Here is a 25,673-nt window from a genome sequence, read left to right as displayed (position 1 = left end):
ATATATGTCATCGCTGTTATTCACTCCGCTTACCATTAAAAATATCACATTCAAAAATAGGATCGTTGTTTCCCCCATGTGCCAATATTCGTCTGTCGACGGCTTTGCCAACGACTGGCACCTGGTGCATTTGGGAAGCCGCGCAGTAGGCGGCGCGGCCTTACTGATCGCCGAAGCCACATCTGTTTCGCCCGAAGGCCGCATTTCACCCGAAGATCTGGGCATCTGGAAAGATGAACATATCGAAAAGTTAAAACAGATCACCACATTTATAACGGAACAAGGAGCTGTTCCGGGCGTGCAACTGGCGCATGCGGGCCGAAAAGCCAGCACCTACCCTGCCTGGAAAGGTCGCGGGCAGGTGCCTGTGCACGAAGGAGGCTGGCAACCATTGAGCGCGTCGGCGATCCCTTTTCACGAAAAAGAGGTGGCGCCGCTCGCCCTGGACGCTGCGGGCATTCAAAAAGTGATTTCAGATTTTGCAAAAGCTGCTGAACGTGCATTAAGTGCTGGTTTTAAAGTTATTGAACTGCATGCCGCGCACGGTTATCTGATACACCAATTTCTCTCACCGCTTAGCAATGTACGCATCGACGAATATGGGGGAAGTTTAGAAAATCGCTCACGCATCCTGATTGAAATCATTGACGCCGTTCAGAAAGTCTGGCCAGCTGAATTGCCATTATTTGTGCGCATATCCGCAACCGATTGGGCCGAAAATGGCTGGGATGAGAACCAGTCCGTGGAATTGGTTAAAATACTGAAAAACAAAGGTGTAGACTTGATCGACGTTTCCAGCGGTGGATTGGCGGCGCACCAGAAAATATCGGTTGGACCTTCCTACCAGGTGCCGTTTTCTGCGAAAATAAAGAAGGAAACGGGTGCTTTAACCGGTGCCGTAGGCTTAATTACGGAGGCAAAACAATGCGAAGAAATCTTGCAGAACGGTGAAGCTGATCTGATCATCATGGCCAGGGAGCTGCTTCGCGATCCGTATTTCCCATTGCACGCAGCGCATGAGCTCGGCGAAGACATTAGCTGGCCTATCCAGTATGACCGGGCAAAGCCAACGAATAAATAATGAATCCTCGCGTAAGCCTCCTTATCGGACTTGTCAGCATCAGTATTTTCCCGGTTCTGGTCAAATGGGCGCCAGTTTCCGGGATAACTTCTGCTTTTTACAGAATGTTTTTCGGGCTTATGTTTTTGCTGCCGGGCATCCTGTATATGCGTAAATTCAATTGGCCCGACAAGGATCTTTGGATCCCTATCATCCTGTGCGGGATCATTTTCGCCACGGATATAGCCGTTTGGAATGTCTCTATTCAGTATTCCAATGCTACGCAAGCTACATTATTGACAAACCTGGCTCCTGCCTGGGTGGGAGTAGGATCATTCTTTTTCCTGAATGATAAGCCGAAAGCCAGTTTCTGGCTCGGGACATTCATTGCCATTGCCGGCATGGTGGTCCTTATCGGTCCGTCTGCGTTTTTCGAAATGCGGCTTGACAGAGGCTTCGCGCTGGCCGTTCTTTCCGGAATGCTATATGCCACCTACATGCTCATCAGCAAACCCATTTTAAACCGAGTGAATATCGGCAGTTTCATGACCATCAGTATGGCCGTTTCCAGCCTCTTCCTTTTGTTTGTTTGCTTGTTTTTCGGTGAACCACTTTGGAATTTCGAACCCGTAATCTGGGGCATTTTTGGGGTTCAGGGTCTGATATGTCAGCTGATTGGTTGGTTGGCAATCAGTTATGCAGTCCAGAAAATGGACGCACAGCGTGTTTCGCTGAGCCTGCTGAGCCAGGCTGTTGTGACCGGATTGCTTGCCTGGATTTTTATTGATGAACAAATCACCTGGCAAATGATCCTCGGAGGAGTCATCATTCTTACCGGGATCGCCATTACATTTCAAAAATCCAAAGTCAGAGCGGCAGATAGATAATGAAAGTAGAACCCAATCCTGGTTTGCCGATGGCGTCAATCAGTCCTTTGTGATTTTCTACGATTTTTTTACAAATCGCCAACCCAATGCCCGTGCCTTCATACGTGCTCCGGTTGTGCAACCTCTGAAACACCTGAAAGATCCGGTCTTTGAACTGAGGTTCAAAACCTATCCCATTGTCCGAAAACGATAAATATTGATAAGTCCGGTTCGCTTCGGCCCCATTCAATGCGATAAGCTCTCCCGAAATGTGTCCCGACCGGATGATAATAACAGGATTAGTGTCGGTTTTGGTAAACTTAATGGCGTTGGCAATCAGGTTTGTGAATAGCTGTTCAAACTGATATTCGATAATGTGCCAGACCGGAAGCTCGTCGCTGATTATCTCTGCGTTCGCCTGATGGATCAAATCCCCGAGCTGCTCTTTAACATTATGCAAAACATCATTCAGATCCGTTTCCTCAAAATGTTTTTCAACCGCATTGGCGCGCGAAAATGCCAGTAAATCAACAATGAGCTGCTGCATCCTCGTAGATGAAGCCTGCATCCGCTGAAAATAATCTTGACCACGCGGAGACAAGTTCTCATTCTCAGTTTCAAGTATCCTCGTCGCGAACGTCTGGATTTTCCGCAATGGTTCCTGCAAGTCATGGCTGGCGACGTAGGCAAATTGGGCAAGCTCCATATTGGTTTTTACCAGCTCGCTGTTGGCGATTGTGAGCTCTTTTGTACGCAGCTGAACCTGTGATTCCAGCTCATCAGCCAATGTTCTGTATTTATCTTCACTTATCTTTAAGGCCAGCTCATCTTCTTTCCGGTCCGTAATGTCCATCATTGTCCCGAGCATACGGTGTGGCCGGTGGTGCTCATCATACAGGATCTTTCCTTGTGTCCGGATCCAGTGGATCGTTTGATCAGGATGTACAATGCGGGCCTCGTAGTAATATGTGCCGGTTTGTAAAGCAATCTCGAAAGCTTTCTCCACCACAGCCCGCCGGTCCTCCGGATGGACCAGATCACGCATCTGCTTGTGCGTCAATGTTGCCGTTTCTTCAAACCCAAAAATAGTCGCAAGACGGCCGGAGTAGATAATGTGCTTTGTATTCAGGTCCAGATCCCAGGTTGCTAGTTGCGTCCCGTCTGTGGCCAGTGACAGCCTTTCAGCAGCCTCCGAAATCTGCTTACGAAATCTGACCTTTTCCGTAACATCATTCAGGGAAATCATAATGCCCGAAACCTCATCGTCCGTTTCCACAATGGGCGCATATTGGAAATCCACATAATGTTCTGTTGGCCCGTTGGCACCGGCAATGATCATCGACGCCTCACTATCCCGATATAACTTGCCAGTCTGGTAAGCATTCCGAAGAATCTTACCCAGATTCTGGTCTTCCAGTTCCGGAAAAACATCAAACAACCGCTGCCCCGCCACTTCATGCAGCTGACGCCCCCAAAGACTTTTCAGCATGGCTTCATTGGCAATGCTGATCACAAATTCAGGGCCTTTCACAATGGCTTTGGCAAATTGGGATTGTGTAACCAGCGTCCGGAATTGGTTTTCACTGCGTTCGAGCCGGTGCTTGGCAAGTACTTGCTGCGTAACCTCCGTTGCAACGACAAATATGCCCGAAATCTCACCTGTTTCTTCAACAAGCGGCTGATACACGAAGTTAAAATAGCATTGCTCGGGCTTACCGAAACGCCTGATAGTTACTTCAAACTCGTTCCCGTGATAGGCAATGCCCGTTTTGATCACATTATTAAGAATATCCTCAATGGAAGTCCTAACCTCGGGAAGCGAAACAAAGAGAGGTTTATTTACGAATTCTTCTTCCGGTTTATTAATGATACTGAGATAGGTATCATTGGCCATTTCAACAAAAAAATCAGGTCCCCGCAGGATTGTGATTCCCACGGGCGCCTGTCTCATTGTGTTTCTAAACCTGCTTTCGCTATCGACTAGGCAGTGCGTATTGTAAGATTCTGCTTTGGTGGCCCGGTTGTCGGCATCCGTGCCCTGCTGTGAGTTGTCCACTGCTTTTCTATAAAAGGTCTTTTTACAAACTTAGGAGGTGAACAATTGAGGATTAGTATTGATAGTAAAAATTATCTGCAACGGGTTTCCAGCTATGCTTCGTCCAGTCAATATCCAGGATTTGTTTAATTGCCTGTTTAAGTTTTGGAAAAGAACCGGGCTTTCTGATAAAATAGTTAGCTCCCTGTTCGTGAACTTTACGCACCATTTCCTCTTGTCCGGTCGTCGAAAATATGACAACGGGAATCATTTCCCAAGCTTTTGTACTCCTGATTTGTTCCAGGCACTCGAAACCATTTTTTCTTGGCATATTAAGGTCCAAAAAAATCACGTCCGGCGGCGGCGGGACATTGTTTTCCATTAAATGGATCAATTCAACCCCGTCATTGGCCGTAGTAAGTTCCGTTGATGTGCTCACCTCTCTCAATGCATCTTCGAACAGCATGCAATCATCTGCATCGTCGTCTGCAAGAAAAATTGTTTTATTTGGAATAGCGCTCATAATACGGTTTAAAATGTCTCAATTCACGTTTCTATACTGGCTTTCGGCAGACTATGGAGAATTCATTCAATGTATTTTTAGCCAAATCGCAATACAAGTTAAAAAAAATTACCGTTTAATAATATTTTAGGACCTAAAATTCGCCTTCAACACCCTCCTTCGGTTTCTTCTTGGCCTGGTGTAATCTGTAATTTAAAGTAAGGTTAATCTGCCTCCTGCGGCCCTGAGAATTGTTCACTGTATAAAAATTCGCACCCTCGATCACCGACCTGAATTTTCGTGAGTTAAAAACATCTATCACGCTCAGTGTCAGTGTCCCGTTATTTTTTAAAATATCTCTGCTTGCCGCCAGGTCCAGGGTCGCCAAAGCTTTGCGCCTGCCCTGCGGCGTTTGCTGGGGCGCTTCGTAATTGCCCCTCAATTGCACATCCGTATTCTTCCACAATGTAAACCGCGACATCATCCGGACGAACCAGCTGTAAGTGTCACTCTTAAAATCCTCATCCAGGCCGGTGCCGTCTGTAATTGCCCTGAAAAAGTTGAAACTTCCATCCAGCTTCCACCATTGATATGGTGTGAACGAACTCGTGAATTCCGCACCATAAGCATCCTCCGTTCCCAGGTTTTCGGGTCGCGTGTAGGAGCTGCCGTCTTCCTGCACGCTCCGGATGCTGGTGATCTTGCCATTGGTGTGACGGTAATACAGCGAGGATGTTAGCGAACCTTTTGCCATATACTTAATGTGCCCAAACTCGAATGCATTGGTAAATTCCGGATTGAGGTCCGGGTTACCACTCCAGTAGTTACGGTTGTCGCTATAAGTCGCAAATGGGGTCAGGTCATTGTATTGCGGCCTGCGGACGCGGCGGCTGAGACTCAGCTGAAATGCATTCTGCTTGGCGAAATCGTAAGTTACATGGACGCTTGGGAATAAATTGGCATAATTGCGCTCATTCACCTCCCGGGTTTGCTTCAACTCGGTTGTAACACCTGTCCATTCCGCCCGCAAGCCTGCCTGATATGAAAATTTGCCCGTTTTATTTCCGACAATTCCGTAAGCTGCATTAATGTTTTCCTCATACAAAAAGTCATTCGTAAGATTTGGCAAAGTAATCCAGCCCTCGCTGGTTTCCTGCGTAACGGCATAATCGTTCGTCATATCGCGCGAACTGCTTCTTGCCCCGGCTTCGAACTTTCCGTCCTTTCCGAACGGATGCACATAATCCACCTGAAAAAGTAATTGTTTCTCCGTCTCATAGTTCACGGCACGCTGCAGCAGCGGGGGAATATCCGATGGACTGCCGTCGGGCCGGAAAACATTCTCCCGGTAATACTGGTCAGAATCCTCCCAGTTATCCAGATAGCGAACGTCAGCCGTAAGCTCCTGCCCTTTTTTGTTGAATGTCTTCCTGTAAGTCAGGGAATATTCGGAGTTTGGTTCCGTTTCCGTTTCGTCCTGTGTCCTGTTGGTGAAGCTTGTCAGATTATTGACACTTGTCAGGTAGTCCCTGTATTTTAACGTCGAGAAGCGCTTTCCTTTACTGGTGCGCCACGTGTAGGAACCGGTCAGAATGTTTTTTGGGTTAAAATAGTAATCAATTCCACCGCGGGCGCTGTTATTCATTCCTTTCAGGTTGGAGGTCATATCCCGCTCCATGATGAAAGTCGAATCGTTTCGGTAAAGCTCCTGATAAAGATAATTTTTGCCCGGTGTATTCCGGTAAGACAATGTGTAGTTGATAAAGAAATTGAGATTTTTGCGACGGTAATTCACATTAGCAGCCGCTCCGTAATTCGTAGGATAGCCCGTGATAATGTCAAATGAGCCGTTAATGCCTTCTTTTCTTTCTTTTTTCAAAACAATATTAATCACTCCGCCCATTCCCTCAGCCTCATACCGGGCCGATGGATTGGTAATGATCTCCACGCGCTCGATCATGCTTCCCTGCAATTGCTGCAAGCCGCTTGCGCCTTTGATACTTACCAATCCCGAAGGTTTACCGTCAATTAGTATACGTACATTTCCACTTCCCCTGAGGCTGACATTGCCTTCCACGTCCACAGCAACCGACGGAATGTTGGTAAGGATATCCACCCCGGTTCCGCCTGCGTTGGCCAAGTCTTTGCCCACATTAAAGATCTTTTTATCCAGCGACAATTCCATCGAGCTTTTCTCTGCCTGAACGGTCACTTCATCCAATGTCCTTGCTGATCCCGAAACTTTTATCGTGCCGATATTCAATGGCGAATTCGCAGCCGTAAGCCTGATATTCTGCGTGATTTGGGGTTTGTAACCAATGAATTCGGATAATGCATAATAGGAACCAGCAACAATATCGACAATAAATCCGCCCGTTTCATCCGTAATGGCGCCTGCTATAAAGGTGCTGTCCGCAGTGCGGAAAAGCCTGATGCTCGCATATCCCAGCGGGCTGTTGTTCTGGCCGTCGACGATTTTCCCGGTAACCGCCAGTTTGTTTGCAGTTTGCGCAAGCAGCGGCTGACCGCCGCAAATAATCATAAATAACAATCCCAATCCGGCAAACGTATACGTTACCGTTGCCCTACCGGGCCCTCTTGCTGCAATGCTGCTTTTACTAACCATTATAAAAATTTGTAAGCGTTTTGTCGATATTCTGTTTTTTGTACAAATATAGAAACCTATTTTCTCATTGTTTTTACTCTACCAACTTACTGGACAGACGAATAATTTCAGCATTGTCCTGGACTGATGACGGGCTGAATTAAAGAAGTGACTTTTTAGCGAATCAAAGTTTATCCGGATCGGTTATTTACCTTTGCAGTCTTTTTTTAGCATCTGTTAGCGTTCCATGAAAACCGAAGCATCACAAACATTAAAATTAGCTTTACCTATCATTATCGGAGAACTCGCCCAAATGGCCCTCCACCTGATCGATAGCGCCATGGTCGGCGCGATTAGTTACAAGCAACTTGCCGCCGCCGCCCTGGTCATTAATGCCATGAACATTCCATTTGTGATCGGCATAGGCATGACCATTTCGGTTTCCCAAATGGTTTCCCTCGCAAATGGACGCCGCGATTCTCAGCTGGTTTCTCATTATTTGTTCAATGGCTTTTGCCTTTGTGCATTAACGGCCGTAGCGATTTCCCTGACGCTGGTTTTTGGAAAAGGCTTGCTGCATAACCTGGGACAGGATCCCGAAGTGGTGGAGCTGGCGATCCCTTTTATGAAATTAATGGGCTTGTCCATCATTCCCATGCTGCTTTTCATGACGCTGAAACAATTTGCGGACGGGCTCGAATACACCCGAACTGCCATGATCCTGTCGCTCGCCGGGATGCCGCTGAACATTTTGCTCAACTGGCTCCTTATCTATGGCAACTGGGGCTTCCCTCGGCTAGAACTCGAAGGCGCAGGCTGGGCTACATTGATCACGCGGACGTGCATGTTCTTGGCACTGGCTGCTGTTGTTTTGAAACATAAAACATTCTCCCGATATATTGCCGTAAGCAGCAGTCAATGGAAATTTAAAGCAAAAACCTGGCGGGAATTGCTGCATATAGGCGTTCCGAGCAGCTTGCAAATTGGCATGGAGGCCGGCGCTTTTGCCGTTTCCGGGATTATTATAGGCACATTGGGTGCGGTGGCGCAAGCTGCGCACCAAATTGCATTAAGCAGCGCTTCGCTCACATTTATGGTATCTATGGGCCTGGCGCAGGCCGGTTCCATCCGCGTAAGCAATGCACTGGGCAGGAAAGATTGGTTCAAAATATTCGTTATCGGCAAAAGCACCATTCTGACAGCATTGATCTACGGAACGCTCTGCGCGATCCTGTTTGCCGCTTTCAGGTTCCAGATCCCTACACTGTTCAATAAAAACACAGAAGTTCTGGCGCTTGCTGCCCTTCTCCTGCTGTTTGCCGCCGTGTTCCAGATCTCCGACAGCACCCAGGCGATCGGTGCCGGACTTTTGCGGGGGATTAAGGATGTAAAAACGCCGACCTTCCTCATTGGCATTGCCTATTGGGTTATTGGAATCCCGGTTGGTTATCTGTTCGCATTTCATTTCGAGATGGGTGCCGTGGGCATGTGGCTGGGATTAATCCTCGGGCTGACGATGGCTTCGATCTTTTTAATTACCCGTTTCTTCAAAATGACGAAGCAGCGTAATATTTGACAATTTTAAGTCATTTTAGGTCGAAATCAATCCATTAAAGAATTGTAAGTTCCGCTAAGTTTGTTTTGGTATTAGGGATGACATGGCAAAATCTCGTCATCATCCCAGTGTGTTTAAAATGTTACGGTTCCACAATAAAAAATGACTCAATGGATTTCAATTCCACATTAAAAAACATCTTTGTCGAAGAAAAAGACATTCCCGCGGAGTTCCTGTTACCCTCACTGATCCATCAGCGGGAGTATCTGAGCAATGGCGAAATGAAGACCTGGGATGGTCCCGTGCACGAGGTTTACTCACCTGTCTGCATTAAAACCGAAAACGGGCTGGAACGAAAACTAATCGGCAGTTACCCAATATGCACGGCCGAAGAAGCCGCTGCTTCCCTGGATGCTGCCGTTGCTGCTTATAACAATGGCCGCGGCGAATGGCCCACGATGAGTGTTGCCGAGAGGATCCACCGTGTGGAGCAGTTTACAGGCAAAATGATTGAGCAAAAGGACATTATCGTGAAACTCATTATGTGGGAAATCGGTAAATCTTTTGCCGATTCGGCCAAGGAGTTTGACCGGACCATTGAATACATTTATGCAACGATAGATTCCCTGAAAAACCTGGACCGCGATTCTTCCGGTTTTGACATTGTGGATGGCATCGCAGCGCAGGTAAGACGCTCGCCGCTAGGCGTGGTGCTTTGTATGGGACCATTTAATTATCCGTTAAACGAAACATTCACGACCCTGATCCCCGCATTGATCATGGGCAACACCATACTTTTCAAGCCTCCGAAATTCGGGACATTGCTGCATTATCCTTTGCAGGAAGCATTCATGAACAGCTTTCCAAAAGGCGTCGTGAATGTGATTTATGGTCGTGGTAATGCCATTGTTCCGGGACTAATGCAATCCGGGAAGATCAATGTGCTTACGCTGATCGGTTCCAGCAAAGTGGCCAATGAACTGAAAAAATCCCACCCGAAAGTGAACCGCTTACGTGCTGTTCTGGGTCTGGATGCGAAAAATGCGGCGATTGTTACGCCTCATGCGGACATTAACCTGGCTGTAAAAGAGATCATTACCGGTTCGCTTTCCTTCAACGGCCAGCGTTGCACGGCTTTGAAGATCGTTTGGGTGCACAGGAGCATTGCCGACCAGTTCCTGAAAGAACTCAGCGCTGCGGTTGGTGAATTGAAATTTGGTATGCCCTGGGAAAAAGGGGTCGCTCTTACGCCCCTGCCCGAAACCAACAAAATCGAATATCTGAACGGCTGCATCACGGATGCGCTTGAACATGGTGCGCAGATCATGAACGAAAACGGCGGAAGTTCGGAAGGCTCTTTCTTTTATCCGGCGGTCGTTTATCCTGTAAATGATAAAATGAAGCTCTATTATGAAGAACAATTCGGGCCGATCGTGCCGGTTGTGCCTTTTGATGATCTGGAAGAAACGATTGAATATCTGATCGAATCAACCCACGGCCAGCAGGTGAGTATTTTCAGTAACAATGCAGATGAGGTTGCTTCGCTGATCGATCCTCTGGTAAACCAGGTGAGCCGTGTGAATGTCAACAGCCAATGCCAGCGTGGCCCGGATGTGTTTCCTTTCACCGGACGTAAAGACAGCGCGGAAGGAACATTATCAGTCGCCGACGCGATCCGTTCGTTCTCGATCCGCTCACTCGTTGCATTTAAAATGAATGAAGCGAACAAACAGCTGATCAACGAAATCGTTCACGAGGATACTTCCAACTTCCTGAGCACCAAATTTATTTTTTAAATAAATTACTTTTCGGAACTGAGCTTTTCTGAAATAACCGCAGCAGATGCCATAACGAATGTTTGGACGATCTGCTGCGGTTTTTGATATAAATAGTGACGGCAAAAGCGATGTTCGCAGGAAGATTTTATTCAAACTAGTTTTACAAATTCACCCTTAATACAGTATCATTGCCATATAAATTAGCTTAATTTTATAAAAATAATGGAACAGGTTAGCTAATGAGTTCAGCATTTACAATCGAGTCTTTGGAAATGGTGATTTCCGGTATAAACGCCGGAATATGGGATTGGGATTTCGATACAAACAAGCAGACGTGGTCAGACCGGTTTTTCGAATTGCTTGAATATCAGCCGAATGAAATTACACCGGGTTATGAGAATTTTGTTAATATGCTCGTCCACCCCGACGACCGGGGCATTGTTGCCAGCGCAATAGACGCGCAACTTGAACAGAACATTCCTTATAATGTGCAGATCAGGCTGCGCACAAAATATAAGGGTTACCGATATTTCGAATGTTGCGGAAACGCGAAGTTTATCGATGGAAAACCAGCAAGAATGGTGGGCTCCGTTACAGACATTCACGAGCGTTATTCTCTCCGGGAAAAGCTGAGTGTCGTTTTCGAACGTTCAACGGATGCGCACTTATTAATTGACGACAAAGGAATTATAGATTGCAATAAGGCCGCCGTAACCATGCTGCGCTGCCGTGATAAAAGTGAACTGCTCTCGATCCATCCCGCAAAATTTTCACCCGAATTCCAGCCCGACGGACGGCGCTCCGAAGAGAAGTCACTGGAAATGGACCGCATTGCGCACGAAACCGGCTATAACCGCTTCGAATGGATCCATAAGCGCCTCGATGGAGACGAATTTCCTGTTGAAGTGACGCTTAATCCGGTGCATGTAGATGATAAACTGGTGTTGCTGGTGGTTTGGCACGATATCAGCCACAGGAAAAATGCCGAAGAGGTCATCAGGCGAAATGAGGCAATGCTCGCTGAATCACAACAACTTACACACAGCGGAAGCTGGGAAGCAGACCTGGTAACGAAGCAGAATTACTGGTCCGATGAAGCATTCCGCATCTTTGGCCTGGAACCCAATTCTGCGGGCCCGAATACCGAGCTCTTCTCTAAAATGATCCATCCGGATGATATGCATTTATACATCTCGCATATCAAGGACGCGGTGAACAATCTCAGCCCAGCGAGTTTTGACCTGAGAATTGTGCTTCCGGATGGGAAGATCAAGTTTATTCATGCCATTGGAAAACCTTTTGTAGATCAAACCGGACGGGTAGTAAAGCTTTACGGTGCCATTATGGACATTGATGCGCAAAAGAAAAATGAGCAGGAACTGATTAAGGCGAAAGAGCAAGCTGAAATGGCTGCCGTTGCTAAATCCCAGTTTTTGTCGACAATGAGCCATGAGATACGCACACCTATGAACGCGGTGATCGGTTTCACGCACTTGCTGCTGCAACACGATCCGAAGCCGGAGCAGATGGAATATCTGAATATCCTGAAATTTTCAGCCGAAAACCTGCTTGTGCTCATCAATGACATTCTGGATTTCAGCAAAATAGAAGCGGGGAAAATTGAGTTTGAAGAAGTGGATTTCAACATTTTCGTATTACTCGAAAACATTCGCTCCGGTAACATTCAAAAAGCCGATGAAAAAGGCATCTCGCTTGTGCTGAATGCAGACAAAGCCCTGAATTTAAATGTAATTGGTGACCCGGTGCGGCTCGGCCAGATCCTGACCAACCTGGTTAGCAACGCTGTGAAATTTACTGAGGTTGGCCAGGTAACTGTTTCTGCCTCCATAGCAAACCGCAATGCGGATTCAGTAACCATTGATTTTGAAATAAAAGATACAGGAATAGGCATTCCACCCGAAAAGGTAGATAATATCTTTGACAGCTTTACGCAGGCAACCTCGGACACCACAAGAAAGTACGGAGGCTCGGGCCTTGGCCTTACCATTACCAAAAGGTTACTGGAATTACAGAAAAGCACAATAAACCTCCGCAGCAATCCCGGAGAAGGCTCCGCATTTTATTTTAGCCTGACATTTAAAATAAGCGAAAAGCCGGTCCAGGAACAAACAAGCCACTTGATCACCAACAACAAAAGTCTGAAAGGCATGAGAGTGCTGATTGTTGAAGACAATGCGGTGAATATTTTCCTGATGAAAAACTTCATGAAGCAATGGGAAATCGAGTACGACGTAGCCGAGAACGGACTCATTGCCTATGAAATCGTCCAGCAAAACGACTATGATCTTGTTTTGATGGATTTACAAATGCCCGAAATGGACGGTTACGAAGCCACAGCCAAAATCCGCTATCTGCCAGACCCGAAATATGCGCGGCTCCCGATCATTGCGCTCACCGCGTCAGCAATGCTCGACATTAAAGACATTGCCTTTCGTGTAGGGATGAACGATTACATTAGCAAACCTTTTACCCCCAACGAGTTATACACAAAAATCGCGGCTTACCGGAAAAAATAAAGGCAACCGCCGGATAACCGGAAGTTGCCTTGAAAAAGCCGCAATAAATTGCGAATAGGTGTGTGATTTATAATCTCTTTTGATTTATCAGGCAGTTTGTAAGAAAATTACCCGCTTGTAATAGTCCGGGTCATATTTTACCAAAACCTGGCTGCCTTGCTTCATGGCGTCGTATTTGGAATAGGACAATGTTTCTGTAACCTCTGCGACAAAGTCCGTGCCTTTTGGATGCTGGATTTTGACTTTCATTTGATATTCGGGCAAATTGTTGGAATACTCGCCGGTTGGTTTAATGTTCAGGACCGTTGCATTCGCCTGGATGCCTTTACGTAAGATTTTTTGCTTCTGTTTTGCTTTTTGATTTTTCCGGATGCTGGAATAAACCCAGAAAATTATCATCCCAAATAATATAATCGTCGCGCCGATTTCTCTATTGCTTTCCACGGTTTTACTAGTTTTGTATAATGTCAAAAATAACCCAAATTGAGCCGTAATCCGCGAATTTGTGTTATCAAACGGTTTCTAAATTATTAAATGGCAACCGATTAGGTAATAATACGCAGCCATGCCGGGCACATTTACCTGCTGCGATTTACAAAGCTGAATGTGCTATTCAATTCCGGAATCCCGGATGTGTGTAAACGCATTCGAATGTGCCGGATCAGACTGCGAATTACTCGTCATGATCCAGTGCAGTTGGCTTTTGTTCAGCTTGTTTCTGGCTCACTTCGGGTAGCCTGTTGTAGTCCATCCAATAATGACAGATCGTTTCCAGCATGTACCGCAGTTCTTCAAATTCGAGTGGTTTCACAAAAAATGAGTTTGCGCCCGCCAGATAGCATTTATTGACAATGTCATTTGAATTATCATTACTCAGAATGACTATTGGCATTGTTTTCCATTTGGTTTTTGCATTATCCGGGGTCCGCCGCAATAATTTCAGCACTTCGAGCCCGCTGATGGCTGGCATTTGCTGATCAAGGATAATTAATGCAGGGAGCCTGCCAGCGTAATCCGGGGATGATTGTAAGATGAGGAATTGGTACAATTCACTGCCACCCTGGAAGAAACGCACGTGGTAGTTGGGAAGAAATTTTTTAAAGATTGTCCGGACCAGATATCTGTGATCCTCCGAATCGTCAACAAGGTAAATCTCTTTTTGATCCATTTTGTTATAGCACTTGTTTGCTTACTTCTGAATTCTCACGAATTGAGAAATATCAACCTAAAAAATCATTCCTTAAGCCAATGTTAAACTGGCACAGGAGTCTGATCGGTTTATTTCGATTTTTTGCTATAAAAAACTGGTCGCTGAGTGCACAGATTTCCACACAACGCCAGGTCAGCTCATGGCATTTTGTGCTGGCATAGCACACCGCCCAAGTTTGATCCTGGCATTGTGAGAACAATATTTATCTAAAAAGACAGCGATAGGCCTGCCTAGTAACTTTTTTGCATTTTATATTTTGAAAATAATGCCCATCCAAGTGCCGCCGATGCAGCAACCGCGCCAATGGTAAACAGCAACTGATATGGCTCCGTAGTTTCCTTTGGCACCGACACAATCCCTTCGCTGTCCGTAATGGCAGGACTCATTACATAGCGGCCCGTCTTAGGCACGGCTTGTTCTTCAAAATAATAAGCCAGTTCCAGCAATTGTTGCTGCATTTCTTTTCCGTACATGGGTTTTCCATGGCCGGTGGCAAGCACATTTGGTTGCAAGGAAGCAAGCTGATCGACGGAGTCTTCGGCTTTAAGCCAGTTGCACGTAAAATATTTAGGCGGACCGCTGATGATTTTCTTTTGAAACAAAACAGCCGTTGCCGATTCCTGCTTTGTAGTAACAATAGCATCGCCGGCAATGAGCACTTTGTCTTTCTCACGCCAGAAACTCACGTGTCCGGGTGCATGTCCGGGCGTGTGAATGTATTTCCATTCGGGCATAAACGGAATATCTGCGGTGATTCCCGGGAATTCGCTCACCCGATCTTGCAAGTCAATCGGTGTAGATGAATAAAGGTCAGCCATGTAAGCCATAAGCCCTCCCCCAACGCTGGAATCCGGCGGCGGATAACTTGACTTCCCTCTGAGATAAGGCAATTCCAGATAATGTGCATATACAGGGACATCCCATTCTTCGGCTAACTTTTTCAAGGATCCTACATGATCAAAATGGCCGTGGGTGAGCACTATGGCCGAAGGCCGCGCATCCTCCCCGAACAGCTGGGTTACCATTTTCTTGATCTTGGGATAAGCAGATTTCAATCCAGCATCAATCAGGACCCAGGATTTATCCTCTTTATTTTGGACAACATATACATTCACCATAATGTCCGTCAACCCCCAGACGCCTTCCGCAACTTTGAAGAACGCGTCATTTTCCTGTGTCGTTATTTGCTCCATTTGAAAATATTCAGTTTTGGTTAACAGAATTTACCAGATAATTCCGGCGATCTAAAAACTATGCCACAAGCATCCATTAATACATATGTTTATAGGAATGTTACAACCTTGCGAACCATTAGCATGGCCACCCAATATTCTTTTAGGCTCGATTTTTTACATCCAAAGGCATTTGATTGATCAAAACCCACGATTATGGAGCAAATAACAGCACAACCATCTGTACGGTCTAAGCATCTCTGGTGGCAGAATGGCGTTATCTACCAGATTTATCCGAGGTCTTTTCAGGATTCCAATGGCGATGGCGTAGGCGATCTGCAAGGCATTATCAGCAGGCTTGATTATTTGCAATGGCTTGGTGTGGATTGTGTCTGGCTTTCGCCGATCTTCTCTTCGCCAATGGCCGATTTTGGTTACGATATATCTGATTACCAAGGCATACACCCGCTTTTCGGGACTATGGAAGACTTTGATGCACTGCTCAGCGAAGTGCACAACCGAGGCATGAAACTGCTTCTGGACCTGGTCCCAAACCACACTTCCGACCAGCATCCCTGGTTCCTGGAAAGTAAATCTTCCCGGGACAATCCCAAACGTAACTGGTACATCTGGCATGACGGCAATGCGGAAGGCGGGCTTCCCAATAACTGGTTAAGCGTTTTTGGCGGGCATGCCTGGGAATGGGACGAAGTTACCCAGCAATATTATTACCACGCATTTTTAAAAGAACAGCCTGATCTTAACTGGCGTAACCCGGAAGTTCAGGAGGCCATGATGAATGTCATGCGGTTCTGGCTGGATAAAGGCATCGACGGGTTCCGGGTGGATGTGATGTGGCATATGGTGAAGGACCAAGAGCTTCGTGATAATCCGCCATTCCCGGGTTCAACATTTGATCCGAAAGATTTGATATACGACCATTATACACCCGTTTATTCCACAGACCAGCCTGAGGTGCACGAAATTGTACGCATGATGCGGGCTGTGACGGATGAATATGACGAACGCGTGCTGATCGGTGAAATATATCTGCCCATTCACAAGCTGGTCACTTATTATGGCCAGGACAATAAAGGCGCACATTTACCATTCAATTTTCAGTTGCTCACATTGCCCTGGGAAGCGCCTGCTATCGCGATGGCGATTGATGAATATGAAGGCGCGCTTCCGGCCGAAGGCTGGCCAAACTGGGTGCTTGGAAATCATGACAAACCCAGAATATCCAGCAGGGTGGGCCGTGCGCAGGCAAAAGTAGCGGCACTGCTGCTACTGACATTGCGCGGAACACCTACCATATATTATGGGGACGAAATCGGAATGCGCGATGTGCCGATCCCGATGAACGAGATTGTGGATCCGCAAGGGCTTAACATGCCGGATTTAAATATCAGCCGTGACCCTTCGCGTACGCCTATGCAATGGAACAGCGAGATCAATGCCGGTTTTTCGAATCACAAGCCCTGGCTACGCCTGCCGTTCAATTCCGGGCGGGTGAATGTGGACAAACAGAAGGATGATAAGTATTCCAAACTGCATTTCTACCGAAAACTGATCGGGCTGCGTAAAGAGCATGCGGCACTGAATGTGGGATGTTACCGGCCGGTTTACGCGGATCAGCAACTGATTTCCTATGTACGCGAGTGGGGCGACGAGCGGTTCTTGATTGTTTTGAACCTGAGCCACAGACCGGCTTATTTCAGGCCGAGACAAGAGTCTTACTCGGGTACGATTCTACTGGGAACAGAAGTTGAGCGCATCGGCATGCAAGTGGAAGATGTAATCACGCTGGGTGGGGACGAAGGGCTGTTGATACAGCTTTCGTAGGTCGCCATCGATAATGACTTTATTATTATGAGCTTATAAACATCCAATTAAACAGAAAATCAAATATGAAAGCGTTAAAATCAATCATTACAATGTCTGCCTTTGCGATATGCATGTCTCTCGCCTCGTGCGGATCAGTGAACGATTCGGAAAAAGGAAGTGAAGGCTCGGGAAGTAAGTCAGAAACGACGCCGAACGACAGCAGTGGCGCTGAAAGCCGGGCAGCCACGGGCGTTGGTGAAGATAATCAGGATGATAGCCTGGGATTCCCTTCAAACCAGTCCAATCTGAATGCAGATTCGACCAGCCGGAAACACGACAAATAATTTAATACAAAAAAAAGGGCCGATTTGCATCGGTCCTTTTTCCTAGTTCGTTGATGATGAATGCTATTGCGACATTCTCGCTGAATCGCGAAGACGCTTAATTGTATCGTGCCCCTCTTTCAGGATTGCCTTTTGTCTTGTGATCAATGATCTTAAATCGGGTGTCAACTCATCCGATGCCAATGCTGTTTCATAAGCTTTCTGAGCAGCATCTTCTCCAAATTCAGAGTTTTCCAACGACGTTTTCCTACCGTCACTGCTGAATGCGGCTTTCACATCCATCCAGGTTCTGTATAATTTTCCGGAAACCATTGTTCCCGACGCCGGCTCTCCGCCTAATTGCGTAACCTGACCGGTCAGTTCCGATGCAATTTCGCGGCTATGATCTGCCAAATTTGAATATAACGATCTCAGATCTGTATCTGAACTATCTGTCTCGTCGGTTGCCTTTTTATATCCTTCAATACGGTCGTTATTAATCAGGATTAAATCATTTAGTATATCGACTACTGCTGAATTACTTGCCATGACTTATATTTATTTGGTTATGACGAGACGATATCAACTATTGTTCCAGCATTCAAAATGGGCCGCAAACAACTTGCAGGTTAGGTTTCGAGTGACATTTGTAGAGGTTTTTGCGCCGTATATCAGTCCAGCAAGAACAGCCTGTAAACGCAGGCTATTTCTCGCTCAGCTTTTTTCGCACCTTACTCAGGAATTCGGGGGAAAAACCCAGATACGAGGCTATGTAATGCTGGGCAACACGTTGTGGAATGGCGGGGTAACGGTTCAGAAAATCCAGGTATTTTTCAACAGCAGTGGTTGATATCGTCCGGAACAGCCGTTCCTGCAATTGGGCCAGGTTTCTTTGCACCATTAACCGGAACATCCGTTCGAAACCCGGCACTTTTGCAAGCAGCTTTTCTTTCGTTTCCGGCGTGAGGATAAGTAATTCGCAATCTTCGAGTGTCTCAATGTAAACAAGGCCGGGTGTCTGGTTCTGGAAGCTCGTAATGTCACTCACCCACCAATCTTCCACCGCAAACTGCAATGTGACTTCCGCGCCTGAATTGTCGATGTGATAAGTGCGGATGCAGCCTTTGAGAATGTATGCTTCAAACTGGCATATCTCGCCTTCCTGCAATAGGAAGCTTTTTTTAGGGTATTTTTTATATTGAAGCAAAGAATCAAAATATCCAAGATCCTCAGGTGTGAACGTCATGCACCGCAATGCATAACTATTGATTTTTTCAAACATGCCTCAATTGTTCAGTTTAGCGTTGCGCCAATGCGTGCTTGATTTCGGAATAAAGCAACCCGCTCCCACCGCCATAATGCCGCATACAGACCGTTTTCGGCGCTACCGAATCACATAAGCGCAAAATCGGCGACTCTGTTTCATCGTTTACACCGACGCCCAAAAGTACTAAATCAAATGTATTTATCTTAAAAGCCAACCTGGCTTCCTCCAATGTGCTCACGCCCGTTCCCTGCCACTGATCGTTCTTGTTGATCAGCCGGATCATGGTTTCCAGGATTTCTGCATGGTCCGCCAGAACAAGGATATTTATATCTGCCATTTTATTTGGGTTTAGTATTTAAATCGATGGGCAAAACGTCAGATTCGCGTTTTACCACTTTTCCGGGATTTCCATTAAAAGGATTTCTGCATTGCTCGTAGCTTTAATGTCAACCTCTGCATCCGGCCACAATCCATATCCATCGCGCCGCTCCAAATCCTGGCCGTTAACTACAACATTTCCTTTGATCACAAATACATAAAGTCCGTTTCCTGCTTGTTTAAGGGAATATTTTATCTCAAAACCTTTATCCAGTTCTCCGATATGAAACCATGATTGCTGCTGTATCCACACACCTTCATCGTTTGGATCAGGAGAAAGGATCTGTAAAAATTTGTTGTGTTTATCGCCTTTGCTATAATCAAGCTGATCGTAGCGCGGGTCAACATTCAATTTGTTTGGATAAAGCCAGATCTGCAAAAAAGTCACCGGCTCGTCGGGATGCTTATTAAATTCCGTGTGATAAATGCCTGTACCGGCGCTCATTGCCTGAATTTCCCCAGGATTAATTACCGCCACATTGCCCATGCTATCCTGATGCTCCAGAGTGCCTTCCAACGGAATCGAAATGATTTCCATATTGTCATGCGGATGCCTGCCAAATCCTTTCCCACCATTCACAATGTCATCATTAAGGACCCGCAAAGCCCCAAATTGAATCCTCTGCGGATCATAATGATCGTGAAAACTGAATGTCTGGGCACTTTTAAGCCAGCCATGATCCGCCACAAAACGGGAATCGGCCTTGTGCAAAATATTATTTTTCATCACTTTCCTTGTTTAGCTTAAAATTATGCACCCAAAACATGCTTGTTGGCCAACTGAATTTCCGGCGAGGAAATCGTATGTTGGCGTCCGGGATAGATCGCGAACGTCACAAATGCATTCATCCGCTCCAAAATCGCAATGCTTTCCTTAACCCTTGAAACCGGCACGTGCGGATCGGGATCTCCGGTTGCAATGAAAACGGGTGTTCCTGCAAAATCTCCTATGTAACGGTCCTCATTAATTTTTTCACCGATCAAACCGCCCGTGAAGGCGATAACGCCGCCATAGCGCTTTGCATTTCTGGTGGTGTATTCCAATGTAAGACAAGCGCCCTGCGAAAAGCCTGCAAAGTAGATGTCCTCAGCCAGAATTCCGTCCGCTTCAATCTCCTTAACCACCTGATCAACAATATCCAATGCAGAATCCAGCGCAGGCTGGTTCTCCTGTTCCGGCGCCATAAAACTATACGGATACCAGCTGTTATTAGATGCTTTTGGGGCATAAATGGCCATCTCACCAATATTCAGAACGCGTTTCAGTGAAATGATATCTTCCGCAGATCCGCCGCGGCCATGTAGCATGACGATTGCTTTTTTCGCCTCGCCAATGGCAGCTCCATCCTTTACTATTTGCTTGCTATGCGTATACATAATGTTGTATTTAAATTAAATGAAAGATCAGCCGGACCTGATTGATTAGTATCAATGCGGTCCGGCTAATCAAAATGCGTTCCGTTAAACTAACTTAGGAAGCACGCTCTCAATTTGGGCCCGGCGGGGTTCGTATTGAGGCGGAAGTTGTAAACCTGTACCCAATTCCTCCACGGTCTCGTCCGTGGCAAATCCGGGATTATCGCTTGCAATCTCAAACAGCACGCCGCCCGGCTCACGGAAATAAAGAGAATAGAAATAATTTCTGTCAATCTTATCCGTGATCTGATGTCCCGCTTCGACGACTTTTTTACGGAATTCCATCAAAATGTCATCATTAGCAACCCGGAACGCAACATGGTGAACAGATCCGCCCGCTACATGGCCCGCTCTTTCGCCAGGCACTTCTACCAGGTCAACAATGGCTGCGTTTTCAACTGCATCCGTAACAAACCGGTAACGGTTCACATGTTGTTCAAGCAATTTATAACCGAAAATATCCGTCAGTATTTTAGCCGTTTCTTCAATTTTATTGCTTGTGATCGTAATGCTGTGGAATCCGCGTGTTGCGTTTTCAGAAGTCACTTCCGAGGTTTCGTAGGGTGTTCTGTTATCAGCCGTTTTGGGCACGGTAAGCTCAAATTTCAAACCGTCCGGGTCCAGAAATGTCAGATACTGTTCGCCGAACTTTTCAGCCACTTTATTGTAAGTTACATGATTGGCATCCAGTCTTTTCAACCAGAAATCAAGGCTTCCTTCGGGAACAGAATAACCGATTTCCGTAACCTGCCGCGTTCCTCTGCGACCAGCTGGGATCTGGCTGCCCCATGGAAAGAATGTCAGGATCGTTCCGGGTGTTCCTTCTTTGTCGCCGTAGTAAAAGTGATATGTATTAGGGTCATCGAAGTTGACGGTTTTTTTCACCATCCTCAATCCTAAAACCCTGGTATAGAAGTCATAATTTTTTTTAGCATCACCAGCAATGGCAGTAATGTGGTGGATTCCGTTGATTGTATTTGCCATGTTTTCCAAAAGTTTAGTTCTCCTTGTTTTTTGTTGATACAAAGATACCACACCCGCCAGGGCCAAAACATTGAACTAGGACAAGAAAACGAGAGGGGCTGGAAGTTTCAGGAAAGTCGTAATGCGGCCTCAGCAAGCAACGCCTCATCTTCGGTGACACGCTTGTTACTTTTGGCGGCTTCGAAGTAAATGCTCATGGGGAAATGGGCGTCGAAGTTGGGGTCGGCCTCTACCATGGGGATCTTGAGTTTGGCGTGTTTGATGCTTTCCAGGTGGGTGATGGAGACGTAACTTAGCTCTGGTTTCCCCTGCCCCAGATCGCATAAGCCGAATGCGATGTTGTTTGTCGCGTCCAATTCAGATAATAGCCAGATTGCCTTACCATATTTAGAATGCAGTTTCACAACGGGCGGATGATCCTTTGCAAGGTCGTTCTGAACTTCCTGCGCGTTGTGGATCATTATCTCTCTTAAATTCTGCGGGATCATGTTTACCATTTCACAAAAATAGCGGATTCCGTTTTAAAAAGTTGAGTAGAATAACGGCTATCCCGTCAAATTACGGTTAATAAGTAATCGCGCGCACCAAATTGAATTCGGCGAATCGTTCGCTATTTTACACTTGCAATTTTTTTATTTCTCAAAGGCAAAACCCTGATATACTGGCAAATTACGGATCAGGATATTAAGGGAAGAAAAGGCAGTTCGATCAGTCTGATCGACAACGCCTTTTCCAATTTACAGATCGTTTCTAAAGTCAGGTTTTCCGACCCTTTTACAATCTTATTGACATATTGCGGCGAACATTTTAATTCCGCCGCCAAGTCCTTTTGCGTCATTTTGCGCTCCCGCAATGCGCTCAGCACGCTCACCCCAATGGCAAACGAAATCCGCAGCCAAGCATGGTTTTCCTGCCTGGCCTGCGCCTCAGGCAGCCAGGTCATATCCTGCTTCGCATTTTTAAGCTTCTCCCTGATCTTTTCCATTTTTATCTAGTTAATACATTTCAAAAACTTCCAACTCATCACTTTCATCACCAAGATAATCCCGCAGCAAATCCAGTTTTTTCAATTCGGTCACCAGATGACTACGCTCATTCATTGTTCTGGTCAACTTAATTGCACCGCCAGAAACAACAAATAAGTTGACATCCACTCTAATAGCATAAAGTCGCAACCAACTATGCCGCCGCGAGCCTCTCAGCTTGCTTTTTTCAAACTCTTCCAGCCGTGTTGTTCCATTTCGCAATGGCCTGAACAAGTCTGAAAGCGTCTCATCCCTGTCCGTCAGCCCCGTCCGTGCTACCGCCACCAACTTCCGCTCCAAAGAGGTTGCCTCAGCCATAGTTGCTATAACCGCTTCTTTAACAGTCACGTGCTGCCAAAAGGCGTTTAAATCCTGCTTATGCTCCTCAAAGAACATTTCAAGGAATTCTGCATCATTCCAAAGGTCAAACATTCGTGCAAACTCATTGCGGTCTTGTTTCTGAAATTTCGCAGCAAAAAGGCTCTCCCGGACAATCACAAAGATATTACTAATTTTCATAAATCAACTTATAGGTTTACATTGTTTTTAAACATTCTCCTATTTAGACGTAGATTTTTGAATTGGTCACAATCTGTAAAATAAAAACCGACAGGCTCTTGGAACGCTTTTTTAATCGTTTGGGAATGAAAAACGGGGTTAATGTTGTTGTAGAAGCATTGCCTGAATTAAAGTTAATTTTTCGCCTGAAATTATGAATTGGATTACAATCAATAGTACGGAAGAGGTCGAGAGGATTTATAAGTCATCGGAATACGCTATCATATATAAGCATAGCCCACGGTGCATGACGAGCCTGATGGCCTATCGCCAGTTGAAATCGGACGTAAACTCGGTCCCGGATGTGGATGTGCCGCTTTACATTGTGGATGTGGTCAACAACCGCAGCGAATCCATGTCCATTGCGAACAGCTTTAATGTGCAGCATGAGTCGCCGCAATTGCTGGTTGTAAAAAATGGCGAATGTGTTTTTGACGCTTCGCATGAAGACATTTCCCTGCACGATACACTGGCCTATTTTCAGTAAGCACAGCATTCGTAACAAAAAGTGCCGGATTAGCATTGATAGCAGCATTCTGAAATCATTAACATTAGCAAACTAAAAAGAGATTGTTCAGAAGGATAAACCTTACTAAACAATCTCTTTTTTATTTAATATCCCAATGCTGCGAACAGCTTCTTAGGTTGCCAGAGGCGGGCCAGACGGGATCATGATTTTCTCCCGTTTCATTTTGAATTTCGTTTTTTTGGCCGTGAATTTCGCCGTCATGTATTCGCCCATATAGATTGAGCCGGTCATTGTATCATCTTTTACTGTTCCGGAAAACATGAATGTGATCGCGTCGCCGGGCTGACGGTCGGTGCTGCGCATTTTGAATTCATTCCCTTCCACTGTACCCTGCATTTCGCGTACACTGAACTCTCCTTTGTGAGATCCTTCCAGCCAGTTGCCGTCCTGTTCAATGATGAGCGTTTGCTTGCTTTTGGAAGAGAAAAACTCGACATCCGCCTCCCAATGCCCTTTCAGGGAAACCGAAGGAGCTGCCATCTCAGTCTTTTGCGGCGTTCTCTTTTGTGACAAAACCTCAAACAAACGATCCGAAACCACCTTATCGTCGCCCGGCTGCATTTGTCCGGTTGTGATGGAGACAAATGTGGCCCCATCGCGGCTTCCGCCTCCCAAAGCGATCCGTGGTTTGGTCCGTCCGAAAAGCTCCGCAATCTCCTCGCCCGTAATGTTCAGTTTAGCAGGATCCCAGGAGATCCTAAGCTGTGGTGTGCGGTTCGACAGCTGCTTTGGTTCAACAACCGTTGTCTTAACCGAATCTATCGTTGAAACTTTTTTGGAAATATTATCCAGCCAGGAAAGCCATCTTTTCCATTCGTTGGCGTGGTCGCGTTTTATCCAGGCCTCCACAGCGGCAACCATTCCCATTGTTTCTTCCCTACCCACTTTATTGTCGCGCCCGGGACCGTGGTGCGGAGCGCTCGCCTGCCAGGCAGACATCAGCAAATCTTTTCTGCCCAAAACCAAACCCGCACATTGCGGTCCGCATAATGCCTTTCCACCACTGTAAATCACGACGTCCGCACCCATTTTCAAATGGACGTTCGGAATCGTAAGGTCTTCTGCGGCAGCATCCACCATAACCGGAATGTTCTTAGGCTTCGCCAGTTTTGCAATTGCTTCCAGCGACATAGGCCCGCTCATCGACTCGTCGCCAGCCATTAAATAGATCATCGCCGTCCGGGAGCTGATGGCATTGGACAGCTCTTCGATGGAATCAACCGTGATCAATGTTACACCTACATTACGCAATGCATGATCGTAAACATTACGGGAGTATCTTGGAATAATCACTTCTGTTTTATCAAATCCAGCCAGGTTCGGAACGCGGATCAACTTTTCAGGATTGCCGCCCGTTACGCAGGCAACGGTTACGTGTTTCATCCCCGCCGCACATCCCGCCGAGACCAGCCCCCACTCCGCGCCCGTAAGCTCAGCAAGCCGTTTTCCGGCACCAAATGCGAGCTCGTCATACTGCACAAAAACCTGTGCGGCCGCATCCATCGCAGCCCGCACTTCGGGCCTTTCAATGGACCCCCCGATAATGGTGAATGTTCCCCGGCAGTTAATAATAGGCTCCACGCCGATGGCCTGATAAATCTCCTTACCAGCGGCTGCATCAGCATTCCGGGAGATCGTTTCGGGCGCTTTTTTTTGTGGAAGCATTATACTTCCTGCCAGCGGAAGCATGGATAAATCTTTAATTGCATCTCTACGTTTCATTACTTTTTTAAAAGAGGTTAAGGAATATTAAAATGTTGTGCAGACAAAAGTGATTTAAAGTATAAGATTTTGCACATCAGGGCGAATGCAACGCTTTATATTGCGACAAACCGGAAATACAGGACGAGTTTAATACTAAAACAAAACTTAACCAAATGTTAAAAGCGCCACCTTCGGGTAGGTTACCGTTTTTCGTTTTCTGCAAAAAGCACGCAAGTAAACATCAGGATACAGATAACGACATTAAATTTCTCTGGCAGATTGAGCATACGTCGCATTAATTCGTGATATTTACACTGAATAATTAACCTTCCTCGAACCTTA

24 protein-coding genes are annotated in these 25,673 nt (G+C 46.3%); 8 read left to right on the top strand and 16 right to left on the bottom strand.

From position 1 onward, the window contains the following. The first annotated feature begins 4 nt into the window (after positions 1-4). Both namA and L0659_RS06725 read left to right on the top strand, forming a co-directional pair. Entirely contained in the window at positions 5-1,081 is a 1,077-nt protein-coding gene (gene namA, locus L0659_RS06730) for an NADPH dehydrogenase NamA (RefSeq protein WP_235124971.1), read from the top strand. After that, positions 1,081-1,947 carry a DMT family transporter gene (locus tag L0659_RS06725; protein ID WP_235124970.1) on the top strand — a complete coding sequence of 289 codons (867 nt, stop codon included), beginning with the start codon at positions 1,081-1,083 and terminating at the stop codon, positions 1,945-1,947. Before namA ends, L0659_RS06725 begins: the two co-directional genes overlap by 1 nt. On the opposite strand, the gene L0659_RS06720 is transcribed toward L0659_RS06725, so the two are convergent. The 3 genes from L0659_RS06720 to L0659_RS06710 form a co-directional block, all read right to left on the bottom strand. After that, complete coding sequence (locus tag L0659_RS06720; RefSeq protein WP_235124968.1) at positions 1,928-3,982, bottom strand: PAS domain-containing protein; 2,055 nt, start codon at positions 3,980-3,982, stop codon at positions 1,928-1,930. The genes L0659_RS06725 and L0659_RS06720 overlap by 20 nt on opposite strands. 52 nt (positions 3,983-4,034) lie before the next feature. Next, positions 4,035-4,484 carry a response regulator gene (locus L0659_RS06715; RefSeq protein WP_235124967.1) on the bottom strand — a complete coding sequence of 150 codons (450 nt, stop codon included), beginning with the start codon at positions 4,482-4,484 and terminating at the stop codon, positions 4,035-4,037. A 133-nt stretch (positions 4,485-4,617) separates the two neighbouring features. Then, positions 4,618-7,005 (bottom strand): outer membrane beta-barrel family protein, encoded by a 2,388-nt coding sequence (locus L0659_RS06710; RefSeq protein WP_235125257.1) that lies wholly within the window; start codon positions 7,003-7,005, stop codon positions 4,618-4,620. Positions 7,006-7,315: 310 nt separating this feature from the next. Here L0659_RS06710 and L0659_RS06705 point away from each other — a divergent pair, with 310 nt between their 5' ends. From L0659_RS06705 to L0659_RS06695, 3 genes are all read left to right on the top strand, one after another. Beyond that, a complete protein-coding gene (locus tag L0659_RS06705; RefSeq protein WP_235124966.1) occupies positions 7,316-8,644 on the top strand; it encodes an MATE family efflux transporter in 1,329 nt (442 codons plus the stop codon). Between the two features lie 149 nt (positions 8,645-8,793). Further along, complete coding sequence (locus L0659_RS06700) at positions 8,794-10,419, top strand: NADP-dependent glyceraldehyde-3-phosphate dehydrogenase (RefSeq protein WP_235124965.1); 1,626 nt, start codon at positions 8,794-8,796, stop codon at positions 10,417-10,419. 221 nt (positions 10,420-10,640) lie between these two features. Further along, a complete protein-coding gene (locus L0659_RS06695) occupies positions 10,641-12,938 on the top strand; it encodes a PAS domain-containing protein (protein WP_235124964.1) in 2,298 nt (765 codons plus the stop codon). Between the two features lie 87 nt (positions 12,939-13,025). Here the strand turns inward: L0659_RS06695 and L0659_RS06690 are convergent, their stop codons facing one another. From L0659_RS06690 to L0659_RS06680, 3 genes are all read right to left on the bottom strand, one after another. After that, positions 13,026-13,382 (bottom strand): hypothetical protein, encoded by a 357-nt coding sequence (locus tag L0659_RS06690; protein WP_235124963.1) that lies wholly within the window; start codon positions 13,380-13,382, stop codon positions 13,026-13,028. Positions 13,383-13,611: 229 nt separating this feature from the next. Beyond that, entirely contained in the window at positions 13,612-14,106 is a 495-nt protein-coding gene (locus tag L0659_RS06685; RefSeq protein WP_235124961.1) for a response regulator, read from the bottom strand. Positions 14,107-14,378: 272 nt separating this feature from the next. Further along, positions 14,379-15,341 (bottom strand): MBL fold metallo-hydrolase, encoded by a 963-nt coding sequence (locus L0659_RS06680; protein WP_235124960.1) that lies wholly within the window; start codon positions 15,339-15,341, stop codon positions 14,379-14,381. Between the two features lie 195 nt (positions 15,342-15,536). Here L0659_RS06680 and L0659_RS06675 point away from each other — a divergent pair, with 195 nt between their 5' ends. Together L0659_RS06675 and L0659_RS06670 are read left to right on the top strand one after the other, a co-directional pair. Next, complete coding sequence (locus L0659_RS06675; protein WP_235124959.1) at positions 15,537-17,165, top strand: alpha-amylase family glycosyl hydrolase; 1,629 nt, start codon at positions 15,537-15,539, stop codon at positions 17,163-17,165. 65 nt (positions 17,166-17,230) lie between these two features. Then, positions 17,231-17,491, top strand: a complete 261-nt coding sequence (locus L0659_RS06670) for a hypothetical protein (protein WP_235124958.1) — start codon at positions 17,231-17,233, stop codon at positions 17,489-17,491. A 63-nt stretch (positions 17,492-17,554) separates the two neighbouring features. Here the strand turns inward: L0659_RS06670 and L0659_RS06665 are convergent, their stop codons facing one another. The 9 genes from L0659_RS06665 to L0659_RS06625 form a co-directional block, all read right to left on the bottom strand. Beyond that, complete coding sequence (locus L0659_RS06665; RefSeq protein ID WP_235124957.1) at positions 17,555-18,019, bottom strand: PA2169 family four-helix-bundle protein; 465 nt, start codon at positions 18,017-18,019, stop codon at positions 17,555-17,557. Between the two features lie 154 nt (positions 18,020-18,173). Further along, positions 18,174-18,752: a Crp/Fnr family transcriptional regulator gene (locus L0659_RS06660; protein ID WP_235124956.1), complete on the bottom strand. Its 579-nt coding sequence runs from the start codon at positions 18,750-18,752 to the stop codon at positions 18,174-18,176. Positions 18,753-18,768: 16 nt separating this feature from the next. Next, positions 18,769-19,074, bottom strand: a complete 306-nt coding sequence (locus L0659_RS06655) for a response regulator receiver protein (RefSeq protein WP_235124955.1) — start codon at positions 19,072-19,074, stop codon at positions 18,769-18,771. A 51-nt stretch (positions 19,075-19,125) separates the two neighbouring features. Continuing rightward, positions 19,126-19,842 (bottom strand): pirin family protein, encoded by a 717-nt coding sequence (locus L0659_RS06650; protein WP_235124953.1) that lies wholly within the window; start codon positions 19,840-19,842, stop codon positions 19,126-19,128. 23 nt (positions 19,843-19,865) lie between these two features. Further along, positions 19,866-20,492 (bottom strand): alpha/beta hydrolase, encoded by a 627-nt coding sequence (locus L0659_RS06645; RefSeq protein WP_235124952.1) that lies wholly within the window; start codon positions 20,490-20,492, stop codon positions 19,866-19,868. Between the two features lie 84 nt (positions 20,493-20,576). Further along, a complete protein-coding gene (locus L0659_RS06640) occupies positions 20,577-21,515 on the bottom strand; it encodes a ring-cleaving dioxygenase (RefSeq protein WP_235124950.1) in 939 nt (312 codons plus the stop codon). 107 nt (positions 21,516-21,622) lie between these two features. Then, on the bottom strand, positions 21,623-22,003 hold the full coding sequence (locus tag L0659_RS06635) for a DUF2958 domain-containing protein (RefSeq protein ID WP_235124948.1): 381 nt from the start codon (positions 22,001-22,003) through the stop codon (positions 21,623-21,625). A 188-nt stretch (positions 22,004-22,191) separates the two neighbouring features. Next, on the bottom strand, positions 22,192-22,500 hold the full coding sequence (locus L0659_RS06630; RefSeq protein WP_235124947.1) for a helix-turn-helix transcriptional regulator: 309 nt from the start codon (positions 22,498-22,500) through the stop codon (positions 22,192-22,194). 10 nt (positions 22,501-22,510) lie between these two features. Further along, positions 22,511-23,059, bottom strand: a complete 549-nt coding sequence (locus tag L0659_RS06625) for a hypothetical protein (protein ID WP_235124946.1) — start codon at positions 23,057-23,059, stop codon at positions 22,511-22,513. Positions 23,060-23,252: 193 nt separating this feature from the next. On the opposite strand from L0659_RS06625, the gene ytxJ reads away from it, so the two are divergent. After that, positions 23,253-23,585: a bacillithiol system redox-active protein YtxJ gene (gene ytxJ / locus L0659_RS06620; protein WP_235124945.1), complete on the top strand. Its 333-nt coding sequence runs from the start codon at positions 23,253-23,255 to the stop codon at positions 23,583-23,585. A gap of 153 nt (positions 23,586-23,738) precedes the next feature. Here ytxJ and L0659_RS06615 read toward each other — a convergent pair whose 3' ends face one another. Beyond that, positions 23,739-25,349 (bottom strand): aminotransferase class V-fold PLP-dependent enzyme, encoded by a 1,611-nt coding sequence (locus tag L0659_RS06615; protein ID WP_235124944.1) that lies wholly within the window; start codon positions 25,347-25,349, stop codon positions 23,739-23,741. Positions 25,350-25,673: the final 324 nt, after the last annotated feature.

The sequence above is a fragment of the Dyadobacter sp. CY347 genome, assembly GCF_021502655.1.
Lineage (GTDB): Bacteria > Bacteroidota > Bacteroidia > Cytophagales > Spirosomataceae > Dyadobacter.
The sequence above is the reverse complement of the archived record's forward strand: the minus strand, read 5'-3'. Positions and strand labels throughout refer to the sequence as shown.

Bases quoted from the DNA above. Each gene is read 5' to 3' on its own strand.
- namA (WP_235124971.1), top strand. From the start codon at position 5: ATGTCATCGCTGTTATTCACTCCGCTTACCATTAAAAATATCACATTC.
- L0659_RS06725 (WP_235124970.1), top strand. From the start codon at position 1,081: ATGAATCCTCGCGTAAGCCTCCTTATCGGACTTGTCAGCATCAGTATT.
- L0659_RS06715 (WP_235124967.1), bottom strand. From the start codon at position 4,484: ATGAGCGCTATTCCAAATAAAACAATTTTTCTTGCAGACGACGATGCA.
- L0659_RS06710 (WP_235125257.1), bottom strand. From the start codon at position 7,005: ATGATTATTTGCGGCGGTCAGCCGCTGCTTGCGCAAACTGCAAACAAA.
- L0659_RS06705 (WP_235124966.1), top strand. From the start codon at position 7,316: ATGAAAACCGAAGCATCACAAACATTAAAATTAGCTTTACCTATCATT.
- L0659_RS06700 (WP_235124965.1), top strand. From the start codon at position 8,794: ATGGATTTCAATTCCACATTAAAAAACATCTTTGTCGAAGAAAAAGAC.
- L0659_RS06695 (WP_235124964.1), top strand. From the start codon at position 10,641: ATGAGTTCAGCATTTACAATCGAGTCTTTGGAAATGGTGATTTCCGGT.
- L0659_RS06685 (WP_235124961.1), bottom strand. From the start codon at position 14,106: ATGGATCAAAAAGAGATTTACCTTGTTGACGATTCGGAGGATCACAGA.
- L0659_RS06680 (WP_235124960.1), bottom strand. From the start codon at position 15,341: ATGGAGCAAATAACGACACAGGAAAATGACGCGTTCTTCAAAGTTGCG.
- L0659_RS06675 (WP_235124959.1), top strand. From the start codon at position 15,537: ATGGAGCAAATAACAGCACAACCATCTGTACGGTCTAAGCATCTCTGG.
- L0659_RS06670 (WP_235124958.1), top strand. From the start codon at position 17,231: ATGAAAGCGTTAAAATCAATCATTACAATGTCTGCCTTTGCGATATGC.
- L0659_RS06665 (WP_235124957.1), bottom strand. From the start codon at position 18,019: ATGGCAAGTAATTCAGCAGTAGTCGATATACTAAATGATTTAATCCTG.
- L0659_RS06660 (WP_235124956.1), bottom strand. From the start codon at position 18,752: ATGTTTGAAAAAATCAATAGTTATGCATTGCGGTGCATGACGTTCACA.
- L0659_RS06655 (WP_235124955.1), bottom strand. From the start codon at position 19,074: ATGGCAGATATAAATATCCTTGTTCTGGCGGACCATGCAGAAATCCTG.
- L0659_RS06650 (WP_235124953.1), bottom strand. From the start codon at position 19,842: ATGAAAAATAATATTTTGCACAAGGCCGATTCCCGTTTTGTGGCGGAT.
- L0659_RS06645 (WP_235124952.1), bottom strand. From the start codon at position 20,492: ATGTATACGCATAGCAAGCAAATAGTAAAGGATGGAGCTGCCATTGGC.
- L0659_RS06640 (WP_235124950.1), bottom strand. From the start codon at position 21,515: ATGGCAAATACAATCAACGGAATCCACCACATTACTGCCATTGCTGGT.
- L0659_RS06635 (WP_235124948.1), bottom strand. From the start codon at position 22,003: ATGATCCCGCAGAATTTAAGAGAGATAATGATCCACAACGCGCAGGAA.
- L0659_RS06630 (WP_235124947.1), bottom strand. From the start codon at position 22,500: ATGGAAAAGATCAGGGAGAAGCTTAAAAATGCGAAGCAGGATATGACC.
- L0659_RS06625 (WP_235124946.1), bottom strand. From the start codon at position 23,059: ATGAAAATTAGTAATATCTTTGTGATTGTCCGGGAGAGCCTTTTTGCT.
- ytxJ (WP_235124945.1), top strand. From the start codon at position 23,253: ATGAATTGGATTACAATCAATAGTACGGAAGAGGTCGAGAGGATTTAT.
- L0659_RS06615 (WP_235124944.1), bottom strand. From the start codon at position 25,349: ATGAAACGTAGAGATGCAATTAAAGATTTATCCATGCTTCCGCTGGCA.